The 17,685-nt window shown below is 65.8% G+C and carries 17 protein-coding genes and 2 pseudogenes; 13 read left to right on the top strand and 6 right to left on the bottom strand.

Annotated elements, in window-relative coordinates; all coding sequences use genetic code 11:
• Positions 1-54: 54 nt before the first annotated feature.
• The 3 genes from rpsO (at position 55) to F622_RS0105220 (ending at position 3,221) form a co-directional block, all read left to right on the top strand.
• On the top strand, positions 55-324 hold the full coding sequence (gene rpsO, locus F622_RS0105230; protein ID WP_018146218.1) for a 30S ribosomal protein S15: 270 nt from the start codon (positions 55-57) through the stop codon (positions 322-324).
• A 122-nt stretch (positions 325-446) separates the two neighbouring features.
• The gene (gene pnp, locus F622_RS0105225) at positions 447-2,534 is read left to right on the top strand and encodes a polyribonucleotide nucleotidyltransferase (RefSeq protein ID WP_019571463.1); all 2,088 of its coding nucleotides are present in this window, start codon (positions 447-449) and stop codon (positions 2,532-2,534) included.
• A gap of 69 nt (positions 2,535-2,603) precedes the next feature.
• Positions 2,604-3,221 carry a class I SAM-dependent methyltransferase gene (locus tag F622_RS0105220; RefSeq protein ID WP_018167889.1) on the top strand — a complete coding sequence of 206 codons (618 nt, stop codon included), beginning with the start codon at positions 2,604-2,606 and terminating at the stop codon, positions 3,219-3,221.
• Positions 3,222-3,402: 181 nt separating this feature from the next.
• Here the strand turns inward: F622_RS0105220 and F622_RS0105215 are convergent, their stop codons facing one another.
• Positions 3,403-3,681 (bottom strand): hypothetical protein, encoded by a 279-nt coding sequence (locus F622_RS0105215; protein ID WP_018146215.1) that lies wholly within the window; start codon positions 3,679-3,681, stop codon positions 3,403-3,405.
• A gap of 111 nt (positions 3,682-3,792) precedes the next feature.
• Here F622_RS0105215 and F622_RS0105210 point away from each other — a divergent pair, with 111 nt between their 5' ends.
• Positions 3,793-5,241, top strand: coding sequence for a circularly permuted type 2 ATP-grasp protein (locus F622_RS0105210; RefSeq protein WP_018146214.1), 1,449 nt, complete (start codon positions 3,793-3,795; stop codon positions 5,239-5,241).
• 1 nt (position 5,242) lies between these two features.
• A complete protein-coding gene (locus tag F622_RS0105205; RefSeq protein ID WP_026313083.1) occupies positions 5,243-6,202 on the top strand; it encodes an alpha-E domain-containing protein in 960 nt (319 codons plus the stop codon).
• 19 nt (positions 6,203-6,221) lie between these two features.
• On the opposite strand, the gene F622_RS0105200 is transcribed toward F622_RS0105205, so the two are convergent.
• On the bottom strand, positions 6,222-7,046 hold the full coding sequence (locus F622_RS0105200) for a proteasome-type protease (protein ID WP_018167887.1): 825 nt from the start codon (positions 7,044-7,046) through the stop codon (positions 6,222-6,224).
• 162 nt (positions 7,047-7,208) lie between these two features.
• Between F622_RS0105200 and F622_RS0105195 the strand changes: the two genes are divergently transcribed.
• Positions 7,209-7,805 carry a histidine phosphatase family protein gene (locus F622_RS0105195; RefSeq protein WP_019571462.1) on the top strand — a complete coding sequence of 199 codons (597 nt, stop codon included), beginning with the start codon at positions 7,209-7,211 and terminating at the stop codon, positions 7,803-7,805.
• Positions 7,806-7,912: 107 nt separating this feature from the next.
• Positions 7,913-8,512 (top strand): histidine phosphatase family protein, encoded by a 600-nt coding sequence (locus tag F622_RS0105190; protein WP_018176454.1) that lies wholly within the window; start codon positions 7,913-7,915, stop codon positions 8,510-8,512.
• Between the two features lie 63 nt (positions 8,513-8,575).
• Here the strand turns inward: F622_RS0105190 and F622_RS0105185 are convergent, their stop codons facing one another.
• Positions 8,576-9,025 (bottom strand): host attachment protein, encoded by a 450-nt coding sequence (locus F622_RS0105185; RefSeq protein WP_018146209.1) that lies wholly within the window; start codon positions 9,023-9,025, stop codon positions 8,576-8,578.
• A gap of 235 nt (positions 9,026-9,260) precedes the next feature.
• Between F622_RS0105185 and F622_RS0105180 the strand changes: the two genes are divergently transcribed.
• From F622_RS0105180 to F622_RS0105170, 3 genes and pseudogenes are all read left to right on the top strand, one after another.
• On the top strand, positions 9,261-10,298 hold the full coding sequence (locus tag F622_RS0105180; RefSeq protein WP_018176453.1) for a DUF21 domain-containing protein: 1,038 nt from the start codon (positions 9,261-9,263) through the stop codon (positions 10,296-10,298).
• 20 nt (positions 10,299-10,318) lie between these two features.
• A pseudogene (locus tag F622_RS13375) lies at positions 10,319-10,645 on the top strand (hypothetical protein); the annotation flags it as partial.
• Between the two features lie 299 nt (positions 10,646-10,944).
• Positions 10,945-11,199 (top strand): annotated as a pseudogene (locus F622_RS0105170) (hypothetical protein); the annotation flags it as partial.
• Positions 11,200-11,229: 30 nt separating this feature from the next.
• Here F622_RS0105170 and F622_RS0105165 read toward each other — a convergent pair.
• From F622_RS0105165 to F622_RS0105155, 3 genes are all read right to left on the bottom strand, one after another.
• Complete coding sequence (locus F622_RS0105165) at positions 11,230-11,616, bottom strand: YajD family HNH nuclease (protein ID WP_018176450.1); 387 nt, start codon at positions 11,614-11,616, stop codon at positions 11,230-11,232.
• Between the two features lie 70 nt (positions 11,617-11,686).
• On the bottom strand, positions 11,687-12,721 hold the full coding sequence (locus F622_RS0105160; RefSeq protein WP_196799424.1) for an alpha/beta fold hydrolase: 1,035 nt from the start codon (positions 12,719-12,721) through the stop codon (positions 11,687-11,689).
• Positions 12,711-14,732, bottom strand: a complete 2,022-nt coding sequence (locus F622_RS0105155) for a site-specific recombinase (RefSeq protein WP_018176448.1) — start codon at positions 14,730-14,732, stop codon at positions 12,711-12,713. Before F622_RS0105155 ends, F622_RS0105160 begins: the two co-directional genes overlap by 11 nt.
• A gap of 266 nt (positions 14,733-14,998) precedes the next feature.
• Between F622_RS0105155 and F622_RS0105150 the strand changes: the two genes are divergently transcribed.
• The 3 genes from F622_RS0105150 (at position 14,999) to F622_RS0105140 (ending at position 17,555) form a co-directional block, all read left to right on the top strand.
• The gene (locus tag F622_RS0105150; protein ID WP_018167879.1) at positions 14,999-15,613 is read left to right on the top strand and encodes a BMC domain-containing protein; all 615 of its coding nucleotides are present in this window, start codon (positions 14,999-15,001) and stop codon (positions 15,611-15,613) included.
• Position 15,614: 1 nt separating this feature from the next.
• Entirely contained in the window at positions 15,615-16,187 is a 573-nt protein-coding gene (locus F622_RS0105145) for an NUDIX hydrolase (protein WP_018167878.1), read from the top strand.
• 78 nt (positions 16,188-16,265) lie between these two features.
• The gene (locus tag F622_RS0105140) at positions 16,266-17,555 is read left to right on the top strand and encodes a TlpA disulfide reductase family protein (RefSeq protein ID WP_019571461.1); all 1,290 of its coding nucleotides are present in this window, start codon (positions 16,266-16,268) and stop codon (positions 17,553-17,555) included.
• Positions 17,556-17,685: the final 130 nt, after the last annotated feature.

Below are 17,685 nucleotides of genomic sequence, written 5' to 3'. Positions count from 1 at the left end.
GCCAGCGCCACTGGTCGGTTAACGGTTTAGAAATTTTTCAGGAGTCAGGTTTTCATGTCGCTCACCACCGAAGAAAAATCGGCCATCGTCGAGAAGCACAAGCGCGATCCCAACGACACCGGTTCGCCGGAAGTCCAGGTCGCGCTGCTGACGGCCCGCATCCAGCATCTGATGGGGCACTTCGACAAGCACAAGCAGGATCATCACTCGCGCCGCGGCCTGTTGAAGATGGTCAGCACGCGCCGCAAGTTGCTGACCTATCTCAAGCGTCATGACCAGGAGCGCTATCAGGCCCTGGTTCAGGAGCTTGGGCTGCGCCGCTAAGGCCGGCATGACGGGCCCGCGCCATTGGTGCGGGCCCGTTCGCTTTCGGGCCCGCACCAATGGGTCGCGAGAGCCAGAATTCAGGCATCAAAGTCGCAAGAACACGGGAAACGGGAAATAACGTGGCATACAAGAAGTCATTCCAGTACGGAAACCATACGGTCACCTTCGAAACCGGTGACATCGCTCGTCAGGCCAGTGGCGCCGTCATCGTCAATATGGCCGAGACCGTGGTGCTGGTCACCGTGGTGGCTCGCAAGGAAGCCGACCCGGGCCGAGACTTCTTCCCCCTGACCGTGAACTACCAGGAACGCACCTACGCGGCCGGCAAGATCCCGGGTGGATTCTTCAAGCGCGAGGGGCGTCCGAGCGAGAAGGAAACCCTGACTTGTCGCCTGATCGACCGACCGATCCGTCCGCTGTTCCCGGAAGGCTTCAAGAACGAGACCCAGGTGGTCGCGACGGTAATGTCGATCAACCCCGAGGTGGATCCCGATATCCCCGCGATGCTCGGGACCTCGGCCGCGCTGGCGCTCTCCGGCGTGCCCTTCGCCGGGCCGATTGGCGCCGCGCGAGTCGGTTACCGCGCCGGTGAGTACCTGCTGAACCCGACCTACAGCGCCCTGGCGGATTCCGACCTTGATCTTGTCGTGGCGGGTACCGAGAACGCCGTGCTGATGGTCGAATCGGAGGCCAACCAGCTCTCCGAAGAGGTGATGCTGGGTGCGGTGATGTACGGCCACGAGCAGATGCAGGCCGCGATCCAGGCAATCAAGGAACTGGCGGCCGAGGCCGGCAAGCCCGCGTGGGAGTGGCAGCCGACGGCGTCGCTCGAATCGCTCGAGGAGCAGATCCAGGGGGTGGTCGGCGAAGAACTGGTGGAGGCCTACCAGATCGCCGAGAAGCAGGCGCGCACGCAGCGCATTGGCGAACTGCGCGGCAAGGCCGTGGAGGCCCTGGTCAGTGAAGATGAGTCCGGGCCCAGCCTGGATGACGTGAAGACGGCCTTCCACGACCTGGAGTACCGCCTGGTCCGTGATCGTATCCTCGACGGCAACCCGCGCATCGATGGCCGCGACACCAAGACGGTGCGCCCGATCCACGTGGATACGGGCGTGCTGCCGCGCGCGCACGGCTCCGCCGTGTTTACCCGGGGCGAGACGCAGGCAATGGTGGTGGCCACCCTCGGCACCGATCGCGATGCCCAGATCATCGACGCCCTGGAAGGCGAGCGCCGCGACCGTTTCATGCTGCACTACAACTTTCCGCCTTACTGCACCGGCGAAACCGGCTTTGTCGGGACACCCAAGCGCCGCGAGATCGGCCACGGGCGCCTCGCCAAGCGTGGCGTGCAGGCGGTGATGCCGAACGAGGCGGACTTCCCCTATGTGCTTCGCGTGGTCTCCGAGATCACCGAATCCAACGGGTCCAGCTCCATGGCCTCTGTCTGCGGTACCTCGCTGGCGCTGATGGATGCCGGCGTGCCGCTGAAGGCTCCGGTTGCAGGTATTGCGATGGGCCTGATCAAGGAAGGCGATCGCTTCGCCGTGCTCTCCGACATCCTCGGCGACGAGGACCATCTGGGGGACATGGACTTCAAGGTGGCCGGCACCAACGACGGCGTGACCGCGTTGCAGATGGACATCAAGATCGACGGGATCACCCGCGAGATCATGGAGCGGGCGCTGGCCCAGGCCCGTGAGGGCCGCATGCATATCCTCGGATGCATGAACGAAGTGCTGCCGCATCATCGTGACGAGATGTCCTCGCACGCGCCGCGCTTCATCACCATGAAGATCAACCCGGACAAGATCCGCGACGTGATCGGCAAGGGCGGGGCGACCATTCGCGCACTGACCGAAGAGACCGGCGCGACCATCGACATCCAGGACGACGGCACGGTGAAGGTCGCCTCCACCGATCAGGCGGCGGGCCTCGAGGCCAAGCGCCGTATCGAAGAGCTGACTGCGGATATCGAGGTGGGGCGCCAGTACACCGGGAAGGTGGCGAAGATCATGGACTTCGGGGCGTTCGTCTCGATCCTGCCGGGCCGTGACGGTCTGGTCCACATCTCGCAGATCTCCGACGAACGTGTCGAGAGCGTCGGCGATTTCCTCGCGGAAGGGGATTCGGTGACGGTGCGGGTCCTGGAAGTGGACAAGCAGGGCCGCATCCGTCTGAGCATGAAGGCGGTCGAACCCGAGTCCTGATCGGACTCGCTTCGATCACGGGCGCTGCTTTTCCCGGCGTCCGGCCATTCAGATTCGGGACGCGTGGGCATGGACCTCGTCAGTATTCGCAAAAGTTACCGGCGCTACGCTCGCCACTACGACGCCACCTTCGGTCGAGTGTTCGCGACCGGGCGCGCCAGCGCGCGGGAGACCCTGGCGCCGGTCTCGGGCAAGCGCATCCTGGAGGTCGGGGTCGGCACCGGGATCTCGCTGCCGGATTACCCGGATGACTGCGAGGTGGTGGGGATCGATGTATCCCGCGAGATGCTGGAGGTTGCGCGTGGGCGCCTGAACGGTGGCCTGCCGGCAGTATCTGGCCTGTGCGAGATGGATGCCGAAAAGCTCGGCTTCGCCGATAATAGCTTTGACGCGGTGGTCGCGATGTATGTCGCAACCGTGGTGCCCAACCCCGATGCCCTGTTCGCCGAGATGTGGCGAGTCTGCCGCCCCGGGGGGCGCTTGCTGGTGGTCAACCACTTTGCCTCGCAGCAATGGTTGTTGCGCGGCGTCGAGCGCTGCCTGCGGCCGCTGTCAAAGGCCGTTGGGTTCCGGCCGGACATGGAATACGAGGACTTCGTGCGCGTGACCGGGCAGGAGCCCTGCATGGTCGCCCCGGCGAGCCTGTTCGGCTACTGGAAACAGGTCGAATTCCGCAAGCCTGTCTGAACGTTCGTCCTCGCATGGCGCCGCCACGAGCCCCGTGATGGCGAGGAGCGCAGCGACGAAGGAAGCAACCTCCGTCCGCACCCCCTGCGTTTTGTTCGGTTCGGTTGCCTGGCCGCCCAGGAAGGCCGTCATGTCGCTACATTCCTTGCGATGGCAGGGCTTGTGACAAGGCCATGGTTGGTCAGCGGCGGGTGAACAACGGCAGCTCGTGGCGCCGCGCATTGGCGGCGAGAAACTGCCCGCGGCCGTCCCGCTCGGCATCCAGCCCGGCCTGTTCCGTTGAAGGTTCCCCCAGGATTGTTGCCAGGAAGACCTCCAGTTCCCGCCCGTCCACCCGCAACCTGCCGAAGGGCGTGCCGTCGGCGGCCGCATACCAGAACAACCGTGGCTGCCAGTTGCATCCCTGGATCTTTGGGTGGCGGTAGAGTTCGATCAGGCGCTGTTCGAGTGCGTCGGACATGGGAACCTCGGTCGGGGCGGGCCGGACGAAACGCTGTGGGCAGAAACGTCGACTGTCGCCAAAAGGCGTTACTGTAGAACAACACCATCCCCGCGTCAGAGGACCCGACGAATGGCCATCGACTGGAAGCAATACGATTCCGCCCCGTTTTACGACGAACTGATCGAGAAACCTGGCCAGCCACGCCCTCCGGCTCGGGCACTCGCGGAATACCTGGCCTCGCTGGACGCGGGCGAGATCCACAGCCGCAAGCAGGCCGCGGACAGCGCGATTCTCGAGATGGGTATCAGCTTCACGGTCTACACTGAAGGCGAGAACATCGACCGTGCCTGGCCGTTCGACATCATCCCGCGGGTCATTGCGCGCAAGGAATGGGATCAGGTCACGGCCGGCCTCGAGCAGCGCCTGAATGCCCTGAATCTGTTCATTGACGATATCTACAACGAGCAGCGGATCTTCCAGGACAAGGTGATTCCGCGCTACGTGCTGAACCAGTCAAAGAACTTCCGCGAACAGTGTGTTGGCATCAAGCCGCCGCAGGGCGTCTGGGCACACATCTGCGGCTCGGACCTGGTGCGCGACGGCTCGGGGCAGTTCTACGTGCTGGAGGACAACCTCCGCGTGCCCTCCGGCGTGTCGTACATGCTGGAGAATCGGCAAGTCACCAAGCGGGTGTTCCCGGAGCTGTTCGAGAGTTCCAGCATCCTGCCGGTGGATGAATATCCCACCCAGCTGTTCGACATGCTCGCCTCGATCTCGCCGCGTCCGCAGGACTACCCGGAGATCGCGGTGCTGACGCCGGGGATCTACAACTCGGCCTACTTCGAACACTCCTTCCTCGCCCAACGCATGGGCGCGGAGCTGGTGGAGGGCGCGGATCTGGTGGTCGGCGACGACGACTGCGTCTACATGCGCACCATCGATGGTCTGGAGCGCGTCGACGTCATCTACCGGCGCATCGACGACGAGTTCCTGGATCCGGAGGTCTTCAATCCGGATTCGATGCTGGGCGTGCCCGGGCTGATGCGCGCCTGGCGCCAGGGCAACGTGGGGCTCGCCAACGCGCCGGGCGCGGGCGTGGCCGACGACAAGGTGATGTATGCCTTTGTGCCGGACATTATCCGCTATTACCTGGATCAGGAACCGATCATCCCCAATGTGCCGACCTATCTCTGCGTCAACGAGAAGGATCGAGCCTACGTGCTGGATCACCTTGACGAGCTGGTGGTGAAGCCGGCCAACGAGTCCGGTGGCTACGGCATGCTGGTCGGCCCGCACGCAACCAAGAAGCAACGGGCCGAGTTCGCGCAGCTGATCAAGAAAGACCCGCGCAATTACATCGCCCAGCCGACGCTGGACCTTTCGGTGGCCCCGACGCTGTGCGGTGACGAGATCGAACCGCGGCACCTGGATCTGCGCCCGTTCGTCCTGCAGGGCGTGCGCACCGACGTGACCGCCGGCGGGCTGACCCGCGTGGCGATGCGCAAGGGCTCGCTGGTGGTGAACTCCTCGCAGGGCGGGGGCAGCAAGGACACCTGGATCGTGGACGAGGAGAACTAAGATGCTCTCGAGAGTCGCAGAACGCGTGTACTGGATGGCGCGCTATGTGGAGCGTGCCGAGAACACGGCGCGCATGGTCATGGCCTTCAATCTGCTGGCGCTGGACATGCCGAAATCGGTGCAGCTGTCCTGGAAGGGGCTGGTGGACGTCACCGGTAACGAGGCCCTGTTCGACAACCACTACCAGCGCGAAGATGAACGTAACTGCGTGAAGTTCCTCTTGGCCGATGCCGACAACCCCAGCTCCATCCTCAACTCCCTGCGCGCCGCGCGCGAGAACGTTCGCACCACGCGCGATCTGGTGCCCTCCGAGGCCTGGGAGGTGATGAACGAACTCTATCTGTTCGCGCGCGACCATATCGATCAGGGTATCGGCAAGCGCGGGCGTTTCGAATTCCTCTCGGACGTGATCCAGCGCTGCCAGACCCTGACCGGGCTGCTGGCCGGAACCATGAGCCACGATGCCGCCTACGACTTTATCCGCCTGGGACGCAACCTGGAGCGGGCCGACATGGGGACGCGGCAGATCGACGTTGGCGCACTGCGTCACCTGAAGAAGGATGGCGAGGATCCGGGGCCCTACGAGGGACTGCTGTGGACCAGCATCCTGCGTTCGGAGAGCGGCTTCCAGATGTATCGTCAGCATGTGAAGCGGCGTATCAACGGCGTGGATGTGGTTCGCTACCTGTTGCAGGACACCGCCTTCCCGCGGTCGGTTACCCACGCCCTGACCCAGGTACAGGACGCGCTGGAAAAACTGCCGAACAACGAACTGCCTCTGCGCCTGGTGATCCAGGGGCGCCGTCACGCGGCCGATGCGCACGTGGACGAATTGATCAAGGAAGAGGCCCTGCACGCCTTCATCGACGTGCTGCAGCGGGATATCGGAGATATTCACGGCGCGAACGCCGAGACCTGGTTCCTGGCCTCGCCGGCGCAGGTGCAGACTCAGGCGGCGTAGCGTCGCCGCGCTGCCGTGTTCAGCGCCGCGGCTTTTTCGTCTTGGTCGAGGAAGACCCCGCCGTCTTGCCGGAGCCGCGGCTGACGCGCGTCCCGCGCAGCTTGCGTTCGTGGGCGGATTCCCAGTCGAAGCGCGGCAGGTCGGTGAAGGCCTTCTTGATGTTCATGTCCCAGGCCTGGGTGAGCGACCGCAGGTAGTCGTCGTCCGTCTCCAGGCACAGGTAATGGTCGAAGGTCAGGGTGCCGCGCTCATAGACCATCACCTCGATCGGTGGCCCCACGGTCAGGTTCGAACGGATCGTCGAGTCGATGGAGACCAGGGCACAGCGCGCGGCATCGCCCAGCGGGGTGGTCGGGTCGATGATGCGGTCCAGAATCGGCTTGCCGTATTTGCTCTCGCCGATCTGCAAGAAGCGTGTCTGCTGCGAGGTGGTGATGTAGTTGCCCTGCGGGTAAACCATGAAGATCGCCGGCGCGTCCTGGCCGATCTGGCCGCCGATGATCAGCGTGGCCTCGGCCTTGATGCCGGAGCGGGACAGTGCCTCGGAGTGCTTTTCCGCCTCTTCGCGGTTGAGCCGGCCCAGATAGTCGGCTGCATCCGACATGCGCTCCACGGTGGCCAGGCTCTCGTCGGCACCTTCTTCCATGTCCCGTTTGAGCTGCTGTACCACGGATTGCGTAGTGGCGAGGTTGCCGGCAGCGAGGACCACAAAGACCCGCTGACCCTCGATCTCGAAGGTGTGCATCTTGCTGTAGGTGCTGACCTGGTCGACGCCCGCATTGGTGCGGGAGTCGGAGGCGAAGACGAGACCGTCGTCCAGATCGATGGCGACACAATAGGTCATGGGGACGCGGGTTTCCGGGCAAGGGGGTGACGGCATACTAGGGCTGGGGTCGGGGGGCGTCAACGCGCCGGGCGGATGGTTGCGCCCAGAATATGCATCGAACCGATGCCCTTGGATGACGGTCTCTTGCTTCGTTGAACCCCGTTCTCACTGGAGGTCCCGATGCTTCGGCGCTGGTTCTTGTTCTTGATCATCCTTGGACTCTCCCCCGTAATCGCGAGCGCCGGCACACTGGCCCCGGATGCGCTGATCGAGCGCATGCAGGCGGGTGGGCTGGTGATCTACTGGCGGCATGCGGCCACCGACCGCAGCCAGCGGGACACCGACCTGTCCGACATGAGCCGTTGCGAGGGGCAGCGCAATCTCGACGACCGCGGGTACGAGCAGGCACGTCAGGTGGGCGAGGGCTTCGAACGCCACGCGATCCCGGTCGAGCGCATCCTGAGCTCGCCCTTCTGCCGCAATGTCGACAGTGCCCGGATTGCCTTCGGCGAGGACTCCTGGGAGGTCCGTGACGACCTGTTCAATGTGCCGCCAGTGCGTGACCGTCAACGCCAGCAGGAGCTGGTGGATGCATTGCGGCGCTATCTGGTGACGGCGCCGGGGGATGCCGGGAAGAACGTGGTGATCGTGGGCCACAACATCAATCTTCAGCAGGCCGCCCGGGTTCGCATCGACGAGGGTGAAATCGCCGTGTTCGAGCCCGGCAGCGACTCGCCCCGGGTACTCGGGGTGCTGACGCCCGACGACTTCGACTGAGCCCCGGGAGACTGGGAGGCGCGGGCCCGGTGGGTGTCGGGTACCGCGGCCGCAGAGCGTCCGCACACAAGGGAAACACCGAATCCATCACTCGCGAGGAGGACGGCATGCGAAATGGGATACTGAGCGCAATCCTGGCCCTGTTGCTGGTGGCGTTCGCTACCGCAAATGCGGGGACGCTGGCACCGGATGCGCTGATCGAGCGTATGCAGGCGGGTGGGCTGGTGGTGTACTGGCGGCATGCGGCGACCGATCGTTCGCATGACGACTACGACCTGTCCGACATGGACGATTGCGAAGGACAGCGCAATCTGAGTACGCGCGGGCGCGAGCAGGCGCGCCAGGTGGGCAAGGGCTTCGATCATTACGCGATCCCGGTGGAGCAGGTATTGACCAGCGAGTTCTGCCGTAACTGGGAGACCGCGCACTATGCCTTCGGTGACTACGAGATTCGGACCGAGCTCTACAATCTGCCGATTATCCAGGACGATGAGCGCCGCGAGGACCTGATCGAAGGCCTTCGGGGGCATCTGAATACTCCGCCCAGGGATCCGAAGCAAAACATCGTCGTTGTGGGCCACGATCTCAACCTGCGCCACGCCGCGGATGTGGAAATCGAGGAGGCGGAAATGGCGGTGTTCGAGCCACACGCCGACGGCCCGCGCCTGCTGGGCACGCTGAAGCCGGACGATCTCGGCAAGCGATGAGGGGCGTTGGAGCCGACCGGTCGCCCCTGGCCCCGCTATGCGGGGCCAGGGCTGGAATGGTGCCTAGTAGAGGAAGTCGGGCAGGTGCTTGCGCAGGGTGGTGGCGTCGGTCGACTTGGTGATGTTCTTGGCGACCTCGGCGGTGACGCTATGGGCGACGGTCGGGTCCAGCATTTCGCGCAGGGCGCCCAGGAACGAGGGTGCGGCGACGATCACCAGTTTTTTGAAGGTGCCGTCGTTATGGGCGGACTTGAGGCGTTCGGCCACCTGACGGGCAAAGCGGTTGCGCTCGTTGGCGGCCGGGTCGGTGCTGTCCTGCATGGCGTGGCGGGCGTCCCCGCTGGCGCTGCTCCAGCTGCGCCCGGGACGATCCGAGACGAGATCCTGATTGTGGGCGCGGGATTCGCTGTGCGAGAGCGTCTCGCTCTCGTGCATCCCCTGGCAGGCACGGCCCTCGCAGGTGAAGATGCGGGCTCGTGCGGCGTCGGCGACAACGATCCAGACAGTATCCATGCAGATCCTCCTGTAGCGTATTCGGTGGCCCGACCGGCCGTTTCCTGACGTACCGGGCCGCTGTGGTGCCGGCCCGACAGGCATCGGCCCCATCTCCAAGTGTAGATGTTTTGCCGGTTTGCGGGTGCGGCTTGGCACGACGAAACGAACGTTCCGTGCGGGCGCGCACGGCTTGCCACGCGGTACCCTGAAGCCTCTCCCGTTCGTGCGCCGTGTTGCCCAAGGAAAAGACCCCATGAGCGTCCTCACCTGGCTGGGTATCCTCGTCTGCCTGTCCCAATCGGCGATTCTGTCCGGACTCAATCTCGGACTGTTCTCGCGCAGCAAGCTGGAGCTGGAGGTCGAGGCGCAGAAGGGTGACCGGCGCGCGGAGCGCCTGCTGGCCCTGCGCGCCGATGCCAACTTTGCCCTGGTGACCATTCTCTGGGGAAACGTCTCCGTCAACGTGCTGCTGGCGTTGTTGTCGGGTTCGGTGATGGGCGGCGTGGCGGCATTCCTGTTCTCTACCGTGGTGATCACGATCTTTGCCGAGATTCTGCCGCAGTCCTACTTTTCGCGGCATGCCCTGCGGGTCGCCGGGGCGCTGTATCCACTGCTGCGCTTCTACCAGATCCTGATGTACCCGGTGGCACGGCCCACTGCCTGGGTGCTGGACCGCTGGCTGGGGGGCGAGGAGATTCGCTTCTTCCCCGAGCGGGACCTGCATCACCTGATCGACCTGCACATGCAGGCCCACGGCAGCGAGATTACCCGGGTCGAGGGGCGGGGCGCGCGGAATTTCCTCGAGCTGGACGACATCCTGGTGCAACACGAGGGCCAGGCGCTGGCCCCGGACAGCGTGATCACGCTGGGCTTCGAGGCCGGGCGTCCGGTGTTCCCGGCGATCGAGTCCCGTACCGATGATGCGTTCCTGCGTCGACTCAATGGACCGGGTCGCAGCTGGATGGTGGTCATCGATCCCGAGGGCGAGCCGCGCACGGTGATCCGGGTCGCGGATTTTACCCGCGAGGCGCTGTTTGCGCCGGAGCGGTTCGATCCCCACCATCACTGCCATCACCCGCTGGTCGTGCGTGATGGCAGCCACCGGCTGGGCAGCCTGGTATCCCATTTCCGGGTGCGCCCGGCCAGCAGCGGTGACACGGTGGTTGGGGACGACGTGATCCTGCTGTGGACCGATAGTCAGCGCCGGATATTGAGTGGGTCGGATATCCTTGGGCGCCTCTTGCGCGGTGTCGGCCGGGAGGCCCCTGCGGACACGCCGGCGCCGGTTTGATTGTGATACCGGGGGGGCGAATGGAGTTCAGGATCGTGGGAGGGGCGGGGATTGCCCCCTATCTGGAGGATGTTGCACGCCTGCGCATCGCAGTCTTCCGCGAGTGGCCATATCTCTACGACGGGAGCGCGGAGTACGAAGAGCGGTATCTGCAGGACTACGTCGGCTGCCCGGACAGTACGCTGGTACTCGCGCTGGAAGGTGATCGCGTCGTGGGGGCCTCCACTGCGCTGCCGCTGGCTGCGGCCGAGGCGGAATTCCAGGCCCCGTTCCTTGAGCAGGGACTGGACCCGGCGGCGTATTACTACCTGGCGGAATCGGTACTGGAGCCGGACTTCCGCGGCCAGGGAGACGCTGATTGAATCGCGCGCTCGCGCTCGAGTCGCTTTTGCGTGCGAACAAGGCGCGGCGACTGCCGTGCAGTCATTCTGCACAAGGGAGCCGCAACGCTGTTCGCGCGCCCGTTCTCGTCAACAACGGGCGGCCGAGCCCCTGCATTCAATCGCTTGTGGGGTTGGTGCCCCCTGTTCCCCGATCCTGCGTTGTGCCGCTTGCGGGTAGAACCACTACCCGCTGCACGACGCGCCTTGTCTCGGAAAACAGGGGGCACCAACGCGAGAGCGCGATTCAATCAGCGTCTCCCTCGGGGGCGGGGCATCGGTTCTTCGACGAGCGCGAGGCGGCAGCGCGGCGCCTGGGCTTTGCCCATGCGACCTTCTGCGCGGTGGTGCGCCCGGAGGATCACCCGCGACGCCCGGCCGGTTACCGGCCCCTGGACGGGTTCTGGAGAAAGCGCGGCTACCGGCGCGCCGAGGGGCGGGTTGGCCACTTCCCGTGGCCGGATATCGGCGCGAGGCAGGAGAGCCTCAAGCCATTGCAGTTCTGGTGGCGCCGGCTCTGACCCGATGCCGACATCCAGCCCGCAGTCGTTCTACGCCTTCGGGTCGTCGCCGCCCCGGTCGTTATCGTCAAGCAACCCGGCCAGCCCGGCAAAGGGGTTGTGGGTGGCCGAGGAGGTGCTCGCCGTATTGCCGCTGCCCGGAGTGGCGTCGGTGTAGCGCTGGTGTTCGTTGTCGTGGCAGTACAGGCACAGCAGCTCCCAGTTGCTGCCGTCGGATGGATTGTTGTCGTGGTTGTGGTCGCGGTGGTGCACGGTCAGCTCGCGCAGATTGACGCGGGTGAATTCGCGCCCGCAGCGGCCGCATACCCACGGATACATCTTCAACGCTTGCTCGCGGTAGCCCTGTTCCCGTTCCGCCTGGTCGCGGCGGCTGCGGGCAACCAGGTCGTCGAGGCGGTTGGGGGTCGAGTGGCTCATAGGGCGTTCTCCGAAGGTTGGCTGGGTCCACCGTAGCGCCAGCGCGCGGTGGTGGCCAGAGAAACCCGAGTCAGTGCTTTTCGCGCAGGTACTGCGCCAGGGCGTCGGGCGAACGCTCGTGGCCCGAGGGGAGGCTTCCTTCGGGGTCCCGCAGCCAGGCGGCGACGTCGTCAAAGGTGGTCTCGGCCCCGGTATACCGGGTCAGCATGTGATAGCCCTCGGGGTAGAGCGCGGCCCGATGGTCATCGGATCCCTGGGCGGTCAGGGCCTCCAGCAGGCGCGCCAGGGGCAAGGGTGGCACCAGATCGTCGCGCGCTCCGTACAGCGTCAGGCTCGGTGGGGGCAAAGCCGGGCCCGCCTCCAGCGCGTGGGTCATCAGGGTGGTCAGGCCGTCCAGGGCATCGATGCGGGCATCACGCAACACCAGCGGGTCGTCACGCATCTGTTGTAGCACCGCGGGGTCATCGGTGGGGTGGATGTCGAGGTCAGCGGCCATCTCGCCGTCCAGGCGCCAGCCGGGCGCCAGGCGCGCCCCGAGCCACAGGCCGAAGCGCTGATACCAGGGCATGTCGCCACGGCTCCAGACCGCCGGGGCGATCAGGACCGTGCCGGCGACCCGGGGCGATGCAGTGGCGGAATCGGTCGTTTCCTCCATGGCCAGAAGCGCGACAGCGCCGCCCATGCTCTTGCCGATGAGGTAGGGCGTCTGGTCGGGGTAGCGCTCTTGCAGCAGCCGGAGTGCGGTGCGGGCGTCCTCGGCCAGCAGTCGGTGACCGGACCAGTAGCCGGCGTTGCGCGTGGCTCCGAAGCCGCGCTGGTCATAGGCATACACCGCAATGGCGTGCCCGGCCAGCGCCTCGCCCAGCGCCTGCATGCTGCCACCGTGGTCGTTGAAGCCGTGCAGGGCCAGCACAACCCGCTCGGGGGTGTCCGGCCCCCAGCGGTGCAGCGGCAGCCGGTCGCCATCCGTCGTGTGGATCACCTCGGAGGCGATCAGCGGGGTGCGGGTCTCGTCACCGGACGGGCTGGGTACCGTCCCGGCACAGCCGGCGAGCGATAGCGCGAGTGTCGGCGCCAGCAGACGCAAGGCCCTGCTAACGAGCATCGGACTCGTCGTCGCCTCCGTTGGTCGTGGTCTGCGCGCCGGGCGGGAACAGGAATTCGCCCGGACGTTCGCGCAGGTGGCGACCATAGGCGCGAACGACGCGGCCAAAGGTCCCGATGCGCACGCCACGGGCGCGCAGCGCAACGTACAGCGCGAGCCCGAAGCTGACCCACAGGTTAACTGCCCCGATCAGCAGCACGAACACCAGAAACAGGACGAACATGCCCAGCCCGGGCGCTTCGCTGGCGGTGACATAGCCGAGGTTGGCCGAGGCAAAGGCGACGTGCTGGATGTCCAGTGGCAGGTTCAGCAGGTAGCCGACATATCCGGTCACTCCCAAAAGCACGCCGAACAGGAAGTTGCCGATCAGTGCACCGTAGTTGTGGCCGATCCAGTCGGCCAGGCGGTGGCGCGCCCCGGTCGGCAGCAACCGGCGCAGCAGCGGATGCTCGCGCAGGCGGCCGGGCAGGTCGAGGTAGGCGCAGCGGTTGTCGAAGAAGCCCGCAATCAGGCCGGAGACGAACAGCCAGACCCCGGCGATCGCGGCAAAGAATAGCGCCAGGCCCATGATCGGGTGCAGCCCGTCCACCAGGTAGTCGACCTCGCGACCGGACAGGACCGGAGCGTTGAACAGACCCGCCGCAAACAGACCGATCAGGATGGCGGTCGGCAGCGCGATGCCCACGTTGCCGAGTACTGCGGCGAACTGCGAACGGCCCACCCGCATCAGGAGATCTGCCATGGTTCGTGGATCGGCTGTGCCGCGTTCGCTTTCTTCGATGGCGGCGGCCAGACGCGCGGCGGTCATTGCCGGCTGCTTGGTGGCCACGGTGAAATGCAGGATGTGGATCAGCACAAAGCCGAGGCCGTAGTTCAAGCTCACCCACAGGGTGTTGACCGCGTGGGACAGTCCCAGGGATTCAATCTGGATTTTGATCAGGGCCATGACCGCGATGATCAGCCCGGCGCCGGCTCCGGAGCGCAGCATCTGGAAGTATTCGCCGCGCGACTGCGTGATGTAGTGCTCGCCGGTGTCGCTGACTTGCTGGGTGATGCTGCGCGAGACCAGCTTGATGTTGTCCTGCCACAGCGCGCGTACGCCGTGCTGGCGGGCGCTGATGGTGATGAGTTCGCGGAACACCCCGACCGAGGCCGCGCGCGTGTCGCGGTCCGCGTCCGGCTCCAGCAGGTCCAGTAGCTTGTGAATGCGGCCGAGGGTCTGGTCCAGACGTTCCAGAAGGTGGGTGAGCGACAGGCTGTTGCCATGGGTGATGGCCAGCTGGCGCAGGCGCGCGATCTGCTCGCTGCACTGCTCCAGAAGCACCCGCGCGTGGCGGTCGTCCATGCGTTCGCGGTTGGGGTCCTCCAGGGTGGCGCGGTAGTCACGCACGTAGGCGGAGATCTCGCGCTCCTGGGCGACAAAGGCCGAGTTGTGCTCGGCGATCGATGGGTCCAGGCGCAGCAGTTCCGGCTCCAGCTCCTCCGCGGCCACCCAGATCGACAGCATCTCCAGGGCGTAGAGGATTTCTTCGCGTGCCCGTTGCAGGACCCCGGGGTGTTCCCCGGTCAGGCAGCCCAGGGCCTCCAGCAGGCGCCACCAGGCATCGTCCGGCAGGGCCGCAACCCAGGCGGCGTCATCGGTCTGGTGAAACACGTGATAAAGCACGTCTTTCAGGTCGCGCCGGTCCATCGGGCGCGGATTGATCCGCTCGTAGATCAGCTCCGCGGCCTCGCGGAAGAAACCCTTGCGCGAGAACAGCCCGATCCCGGTGTACAGCGTCAGGTGCCGGGCGTCCTCCAGCCCGTCCTCCAGGCGCTCACGCAGCCGGTCCTGCAGGCGCGGGTTCTCGCCCAGGGCGAGGGTTAACTGCTCAATACGGGAGATCACCGGCGCGACATTGCGCGGGTCCTCCGGGCGCAGCCAGTCCACGAGCTGGCGCAGGGTCTCGGCCAGATCGAGATCGGCGTCTTCCACGCTGGCGAGGAGGTGTTCCGCATCCTTCTTCGGCATGACAATCCCTGTGGCTGCGGGGTTGGCGTTGCATTATACGAGCGTCTTCCCGGGACGTGTGGCCGCCCGAAGGCCGGCCTGTGAAGGCACTCAACGTTGAGCTTGGGGCGCGCTGCGTTCACAATACGTCCTCCAATTCTCCCGCGTGTGCACGCGAGCCCGCCCATTTCGGGGCGGCTTGCATGAGGCGTGCGCGGATTCCCGCGCGGGTTCGGGCCGCGACGTGCGGGAACCATGGGCCGCGGGCCCTGGCCCAGAGCGAATCGATGATCCAGCTGCGCACCTACGTCTACATGGATTCCCTCCAGCCGCAGCTGGCGGAATACATGGCTACGGTCTCCCAGGGCTTCCTGCCCGTTCCGGGAGACTCCTGCCTGTGGGTGGAAGTGTCCCCGGGGATGGCGGTGCACCGCCTGACCGACGTCGCACTGAAGGCGACCAACGTGCACCTCGCGCAGCAGGTGGTGGAGCGCGAATTCGGTTCCATGGTGATCCACCACCGCGACCAGAGCGATGTGCAGGAGGCCGGCCGCGTGCTGCTGGCACGCCTGGGCGCCAGCCAGGACGATCGCCAGCCCTGCCGCATCCCGTGGCAGGAGACCATCCGCGGGATGACCCCGGATCACACCGTGCTGATCAACCGCCAGAACCGTCGCGGCAACATGATCCTGCCGGAACAGAGCATGTTCATCCTCGAGGCGGAGCCGGCGGGGTACATCATCTATGCCGCGAACCAGGCCCTGAAGGCCGCCAACGTCTCGCTGATCGACGTGCGTGCGGTGGGGGCCTTTGGCCGACTGACCCTGGCCGGCAGAGAGGGCGATGTGGACGAGGCCGCGCGCGCGGCGATCCACGCGCTGCACAACCCCGCCGGGACCTGAGATGCATCGCGCCCAGCTGCTGGACCTGCTCGCCCGACACCAGACGACCTTCATCGAGGAGGCCGGCTACGTCCGCCGCGCCCTGGAGTTCGTCAGCGAGCATCCGGACTGCTTCCACTGCGATCTCCTGCCCGCGCATGTAACCGGTTCCGCCTGGGTGGTCAGCCCCGATCGTGAGCAGGCCCTGTTGCTGCTGCACGGCAAGCACCACCGCTGGTTCCAGCCCGGCGGGCATGCCGACGGCCAGGCCGACATCCTGCAGGTGGCGCTGCGCGAGACCCACGAAGAGACTGGCCTCGCCCCCGAGCAGATCCGCCTGGTGGAAGAGGATGTCTTCGATCTCGACATCCACACCATCCCGGCCAGCCCGCATTTCCCGATGCACGAGCACATCGACGTGCGCTTCCTGCTGGAGATCGACGACCGCCTGCCGGTGCCCGGCAGCGACGAGTCGAACGACATCCTCTGGGTGCCGCTGCAGCACGTCTCGCGCTACAACAACTGCCGTTCCCTCTGGCGCATGGTGGAGAAGACCCGACGCCTGCGTACCTACCAGCACACCCACCTGCGCTGATCCTGCCCCGGCTTCGGCGCTTCCGTGCGCCGTTCCCGCGAACGCGAGTGGGCGCTATAGTCGCGGTCGGTTCCCTTGATGGATGCCCGCGTGTCGATACGATCCCTGCCGCGTTTGGCCTTGCTGCTGTCTCTGCTTCTGCTGCTTCCGCCAGCGGGTGCCGGCGAGGTGGAATCGCACACCGTCACGGTGACCGATCCCGCTGGCGTGGACCTGAAGGTCACCGTGTACCCGGCCGCCGGCGATCGAGTCTACCTCTGGCTGCTGCCACAGGCGGGCGAACACGCCAACCATGCGCGCCTCGGCCGCGAGCTTGCTGCGATGGGTGTCGAGGTCTGGCAGGTCGATCTGCTGGATGCCCATTTCCTCCCGCGCACCAACGAGAGCATGCGCAGCCTGGATGGCGTCAGCGTAGCGGCGCTACTGCGCGCGGCGCACGAGCAGACCGGCAAGCAGGTGATGCTGGTGGCCTCGGGCCGCCCGGCGATCACCGCCCTGCGCGGCATGCGTCAGTGGCAGGAGGACGGCCCCGAAGAGGCTTACGTACTCGGTGCGGCGCTGGCCTTCCCCAACCTGATGGTCGACACGCCGGTGGCGGGTGCCCCCGCCGAGTTCGTCGATGTGGTGCGCGCCACCAGTCTGCCGGTCTTCCTGCTGCAGCCCACCCAGGGCGTCTATCGCTGGCACCTGGACGACATCCTGGCCGACCTGCGCCGTGGTGGTAGTGCCGTGTTCGTGCAGACGGTCCCGCATGTGCGCGACTTTTATTACCTGCGCCGTTCCGATCCCGAGCCGGAGGAACAGGCCGCGGCCGAGCGCCTGCCTGCGCAACTGCTGCAGGCAGGCCGGCTACTGGCCAGCGTCCCGCGCCCGCTGGCGGCCGCGCCGCTGCCGGAGGCCATCCGTGCGATCGAAGTCGGCCGCGGGCTGGTGGAGCGTGATCGTCCACGGCCGGTCGCGGACTTCACGCTGACCGATCACCTGGGTGACGAGCAGTCGCTGTCCGATTACGACGGCCAGGTGGTGCTGCTGAATTTCTGGGCCAGCTGGTGTCCGCCCTGCGTGCACGAGATCCCGTCGATGAACCGCATGGCCGAGACCCTGGGCGAGGGCTTCGCCATCGTATCGGTCAATTATCAGGAAAGCGCCGAGCACATCACGGCCTTCATGCAAGAGGTGCAGGTGGATTTCCCGGTCCTGATGGACTTCGACGGACGAGTAGCTGCCGACTGGCGCGTTTTTGCCTTCCCCAGTTCGTTCATTCTCGACCGTGACGGCCGCGTCCGCTATTCGGTCAACAGCGCCATCGAATGGGACGACCCCGACGTCATTGCCACCGTCGAGGCCCTGATGGCGGAGCCGAAGTAGCTGATTCGCTGCCTGGCGGAGTCACCGCCGATTCGCCACCCATTCCGTCCTTGCGAGCACCGCGAAGTAATCGGGTGGGGCTGTGCCCTGGTCTGGCCGAGGGCTTCGCTGCGCTTGCAACGACGAGGCA

Source organism: Thioalkalivibrio sp. ALMg3, assembly GCF_000381225.1.
GTDB classification, from domain to species: domain Bacteria; phylum Pseudomonadota; class Gammaproteobacteria; order Ectothiorhodospirales; family Ectothiorhodospiraceae; genus Thioalkalivibrio; species Thioalkalivibrio versutus.
The sequence above is the reverse complement of the archived record's forward strand: the minus strand, read 5'-3'. Positions and strand labels throughout refer to the sequence as shown.

Coding starts and splice junctions, on each gene's coding strand:
- F622_RS0105180 (WP_018176453.1), top strand. CDS start 9,261: ATGAGCGTCCTCACCTGGCTGGGTATCCTCGTCTGCCTGTCCCAATCG.
- F622_RS0105160 (WP_196799424.1), bottom strand. CDS start 12,721: ATGCTCGTTAGCAGGGCCTTGCGTCTGCTGGCGCCGACACTCGCGCTA.
- F622_RS0105220 (WP_018167889.1), top strand. CDS start 2,604: ATGGACCTCGTCAGTATTCGCAAAAGTTACCGGCGCTACGCTCGCCAC.
- rpsO (WP_018146218.1), top strand. CDS start 55: ATGTCGCTCACCACCGAAGAAAAATCGGCCATCGTCGAGAAGCACAAG.
- F622_RS0105210 (WP_018146214.1), top strand. CDS start 3,793: ATGGCCATCGACTGGAAGCAATACGATTCCGCCCCGTTTTACGACGAA.
- F622_RS0105200 (WP_018167887.1), bottom strand. CDS start 7,046: ATGACCTATTGTGTCGCCATCGATCTGGACGACGGTCTCGTCTTCGCC.
- F622_RS0105155 (WP_018176448.1), bottom strand. CDS start 14,732: ATGCCGAAGAAGGATGCGGAACACCTCCTCGCCAGCGTGGAAGACGCC.
- F622_RS0105140 (WP_019571461.1), top strand. CDS start 16,266: ATGGATGCCCGCGTGTCGATACGATCCCTGCCGCGTTTGGCCTTGCTG.
- F622_RS0105165 (WP_018176450.1), bottom strand. CDS start 11,616: ATGAGCCACTCGACCCCCAACCGCCTCGACGACCTGGTTGCCCGCAGC.
- F622_RS0105185 (WP_018146209.1), bottom strand. CDS start 9,025: ATGGATACTGTCTGGATCGTTGTCGCCGACGCCGCACGAGCCCGCATC.
- F622_RS0105190 (WP_018176454.1), top strand. CDS start 7,913: ATGCGAAATGGGATACTGAGCGCAATCCTGGCCCTGTTGCTGGTGGCG.
- F622_RS0105145 (WP_018167878.1), top strand. CDS start 15,615: ATGCATCGCGCCCAGCTGCTGGACCTGCTCGCCCGACACCAGACGACC.
- F622_RS0105150 (WP_018167879.1), top strand. CDS start 14,999: ATGATCCAGCTGCGCACCTACGTCTACATGGATTCCCTCCAGCCGCAG.
- F622_RS0105205 (WP_026313083.1), top strand. CDS start 5,243: ATGCTCTCGAGAGTCGCAGAACGCGTGTACTGGATGGCGCGCTATGTG.
- F622_RS0105195 (WP_019571462.1), top strand. CDS start 7,209: ATGCTTCGGCGCTGGTTCTTGTTCTTGATCATCCTTGGACTCTCCCCC.
- F622_RS0105215 (WP_018146215.1), bottom strand. CDS start 3,681: ATGTCCGACGCACTCGAACAGCGCCTGATCGAACTCTACCGCCACCCA.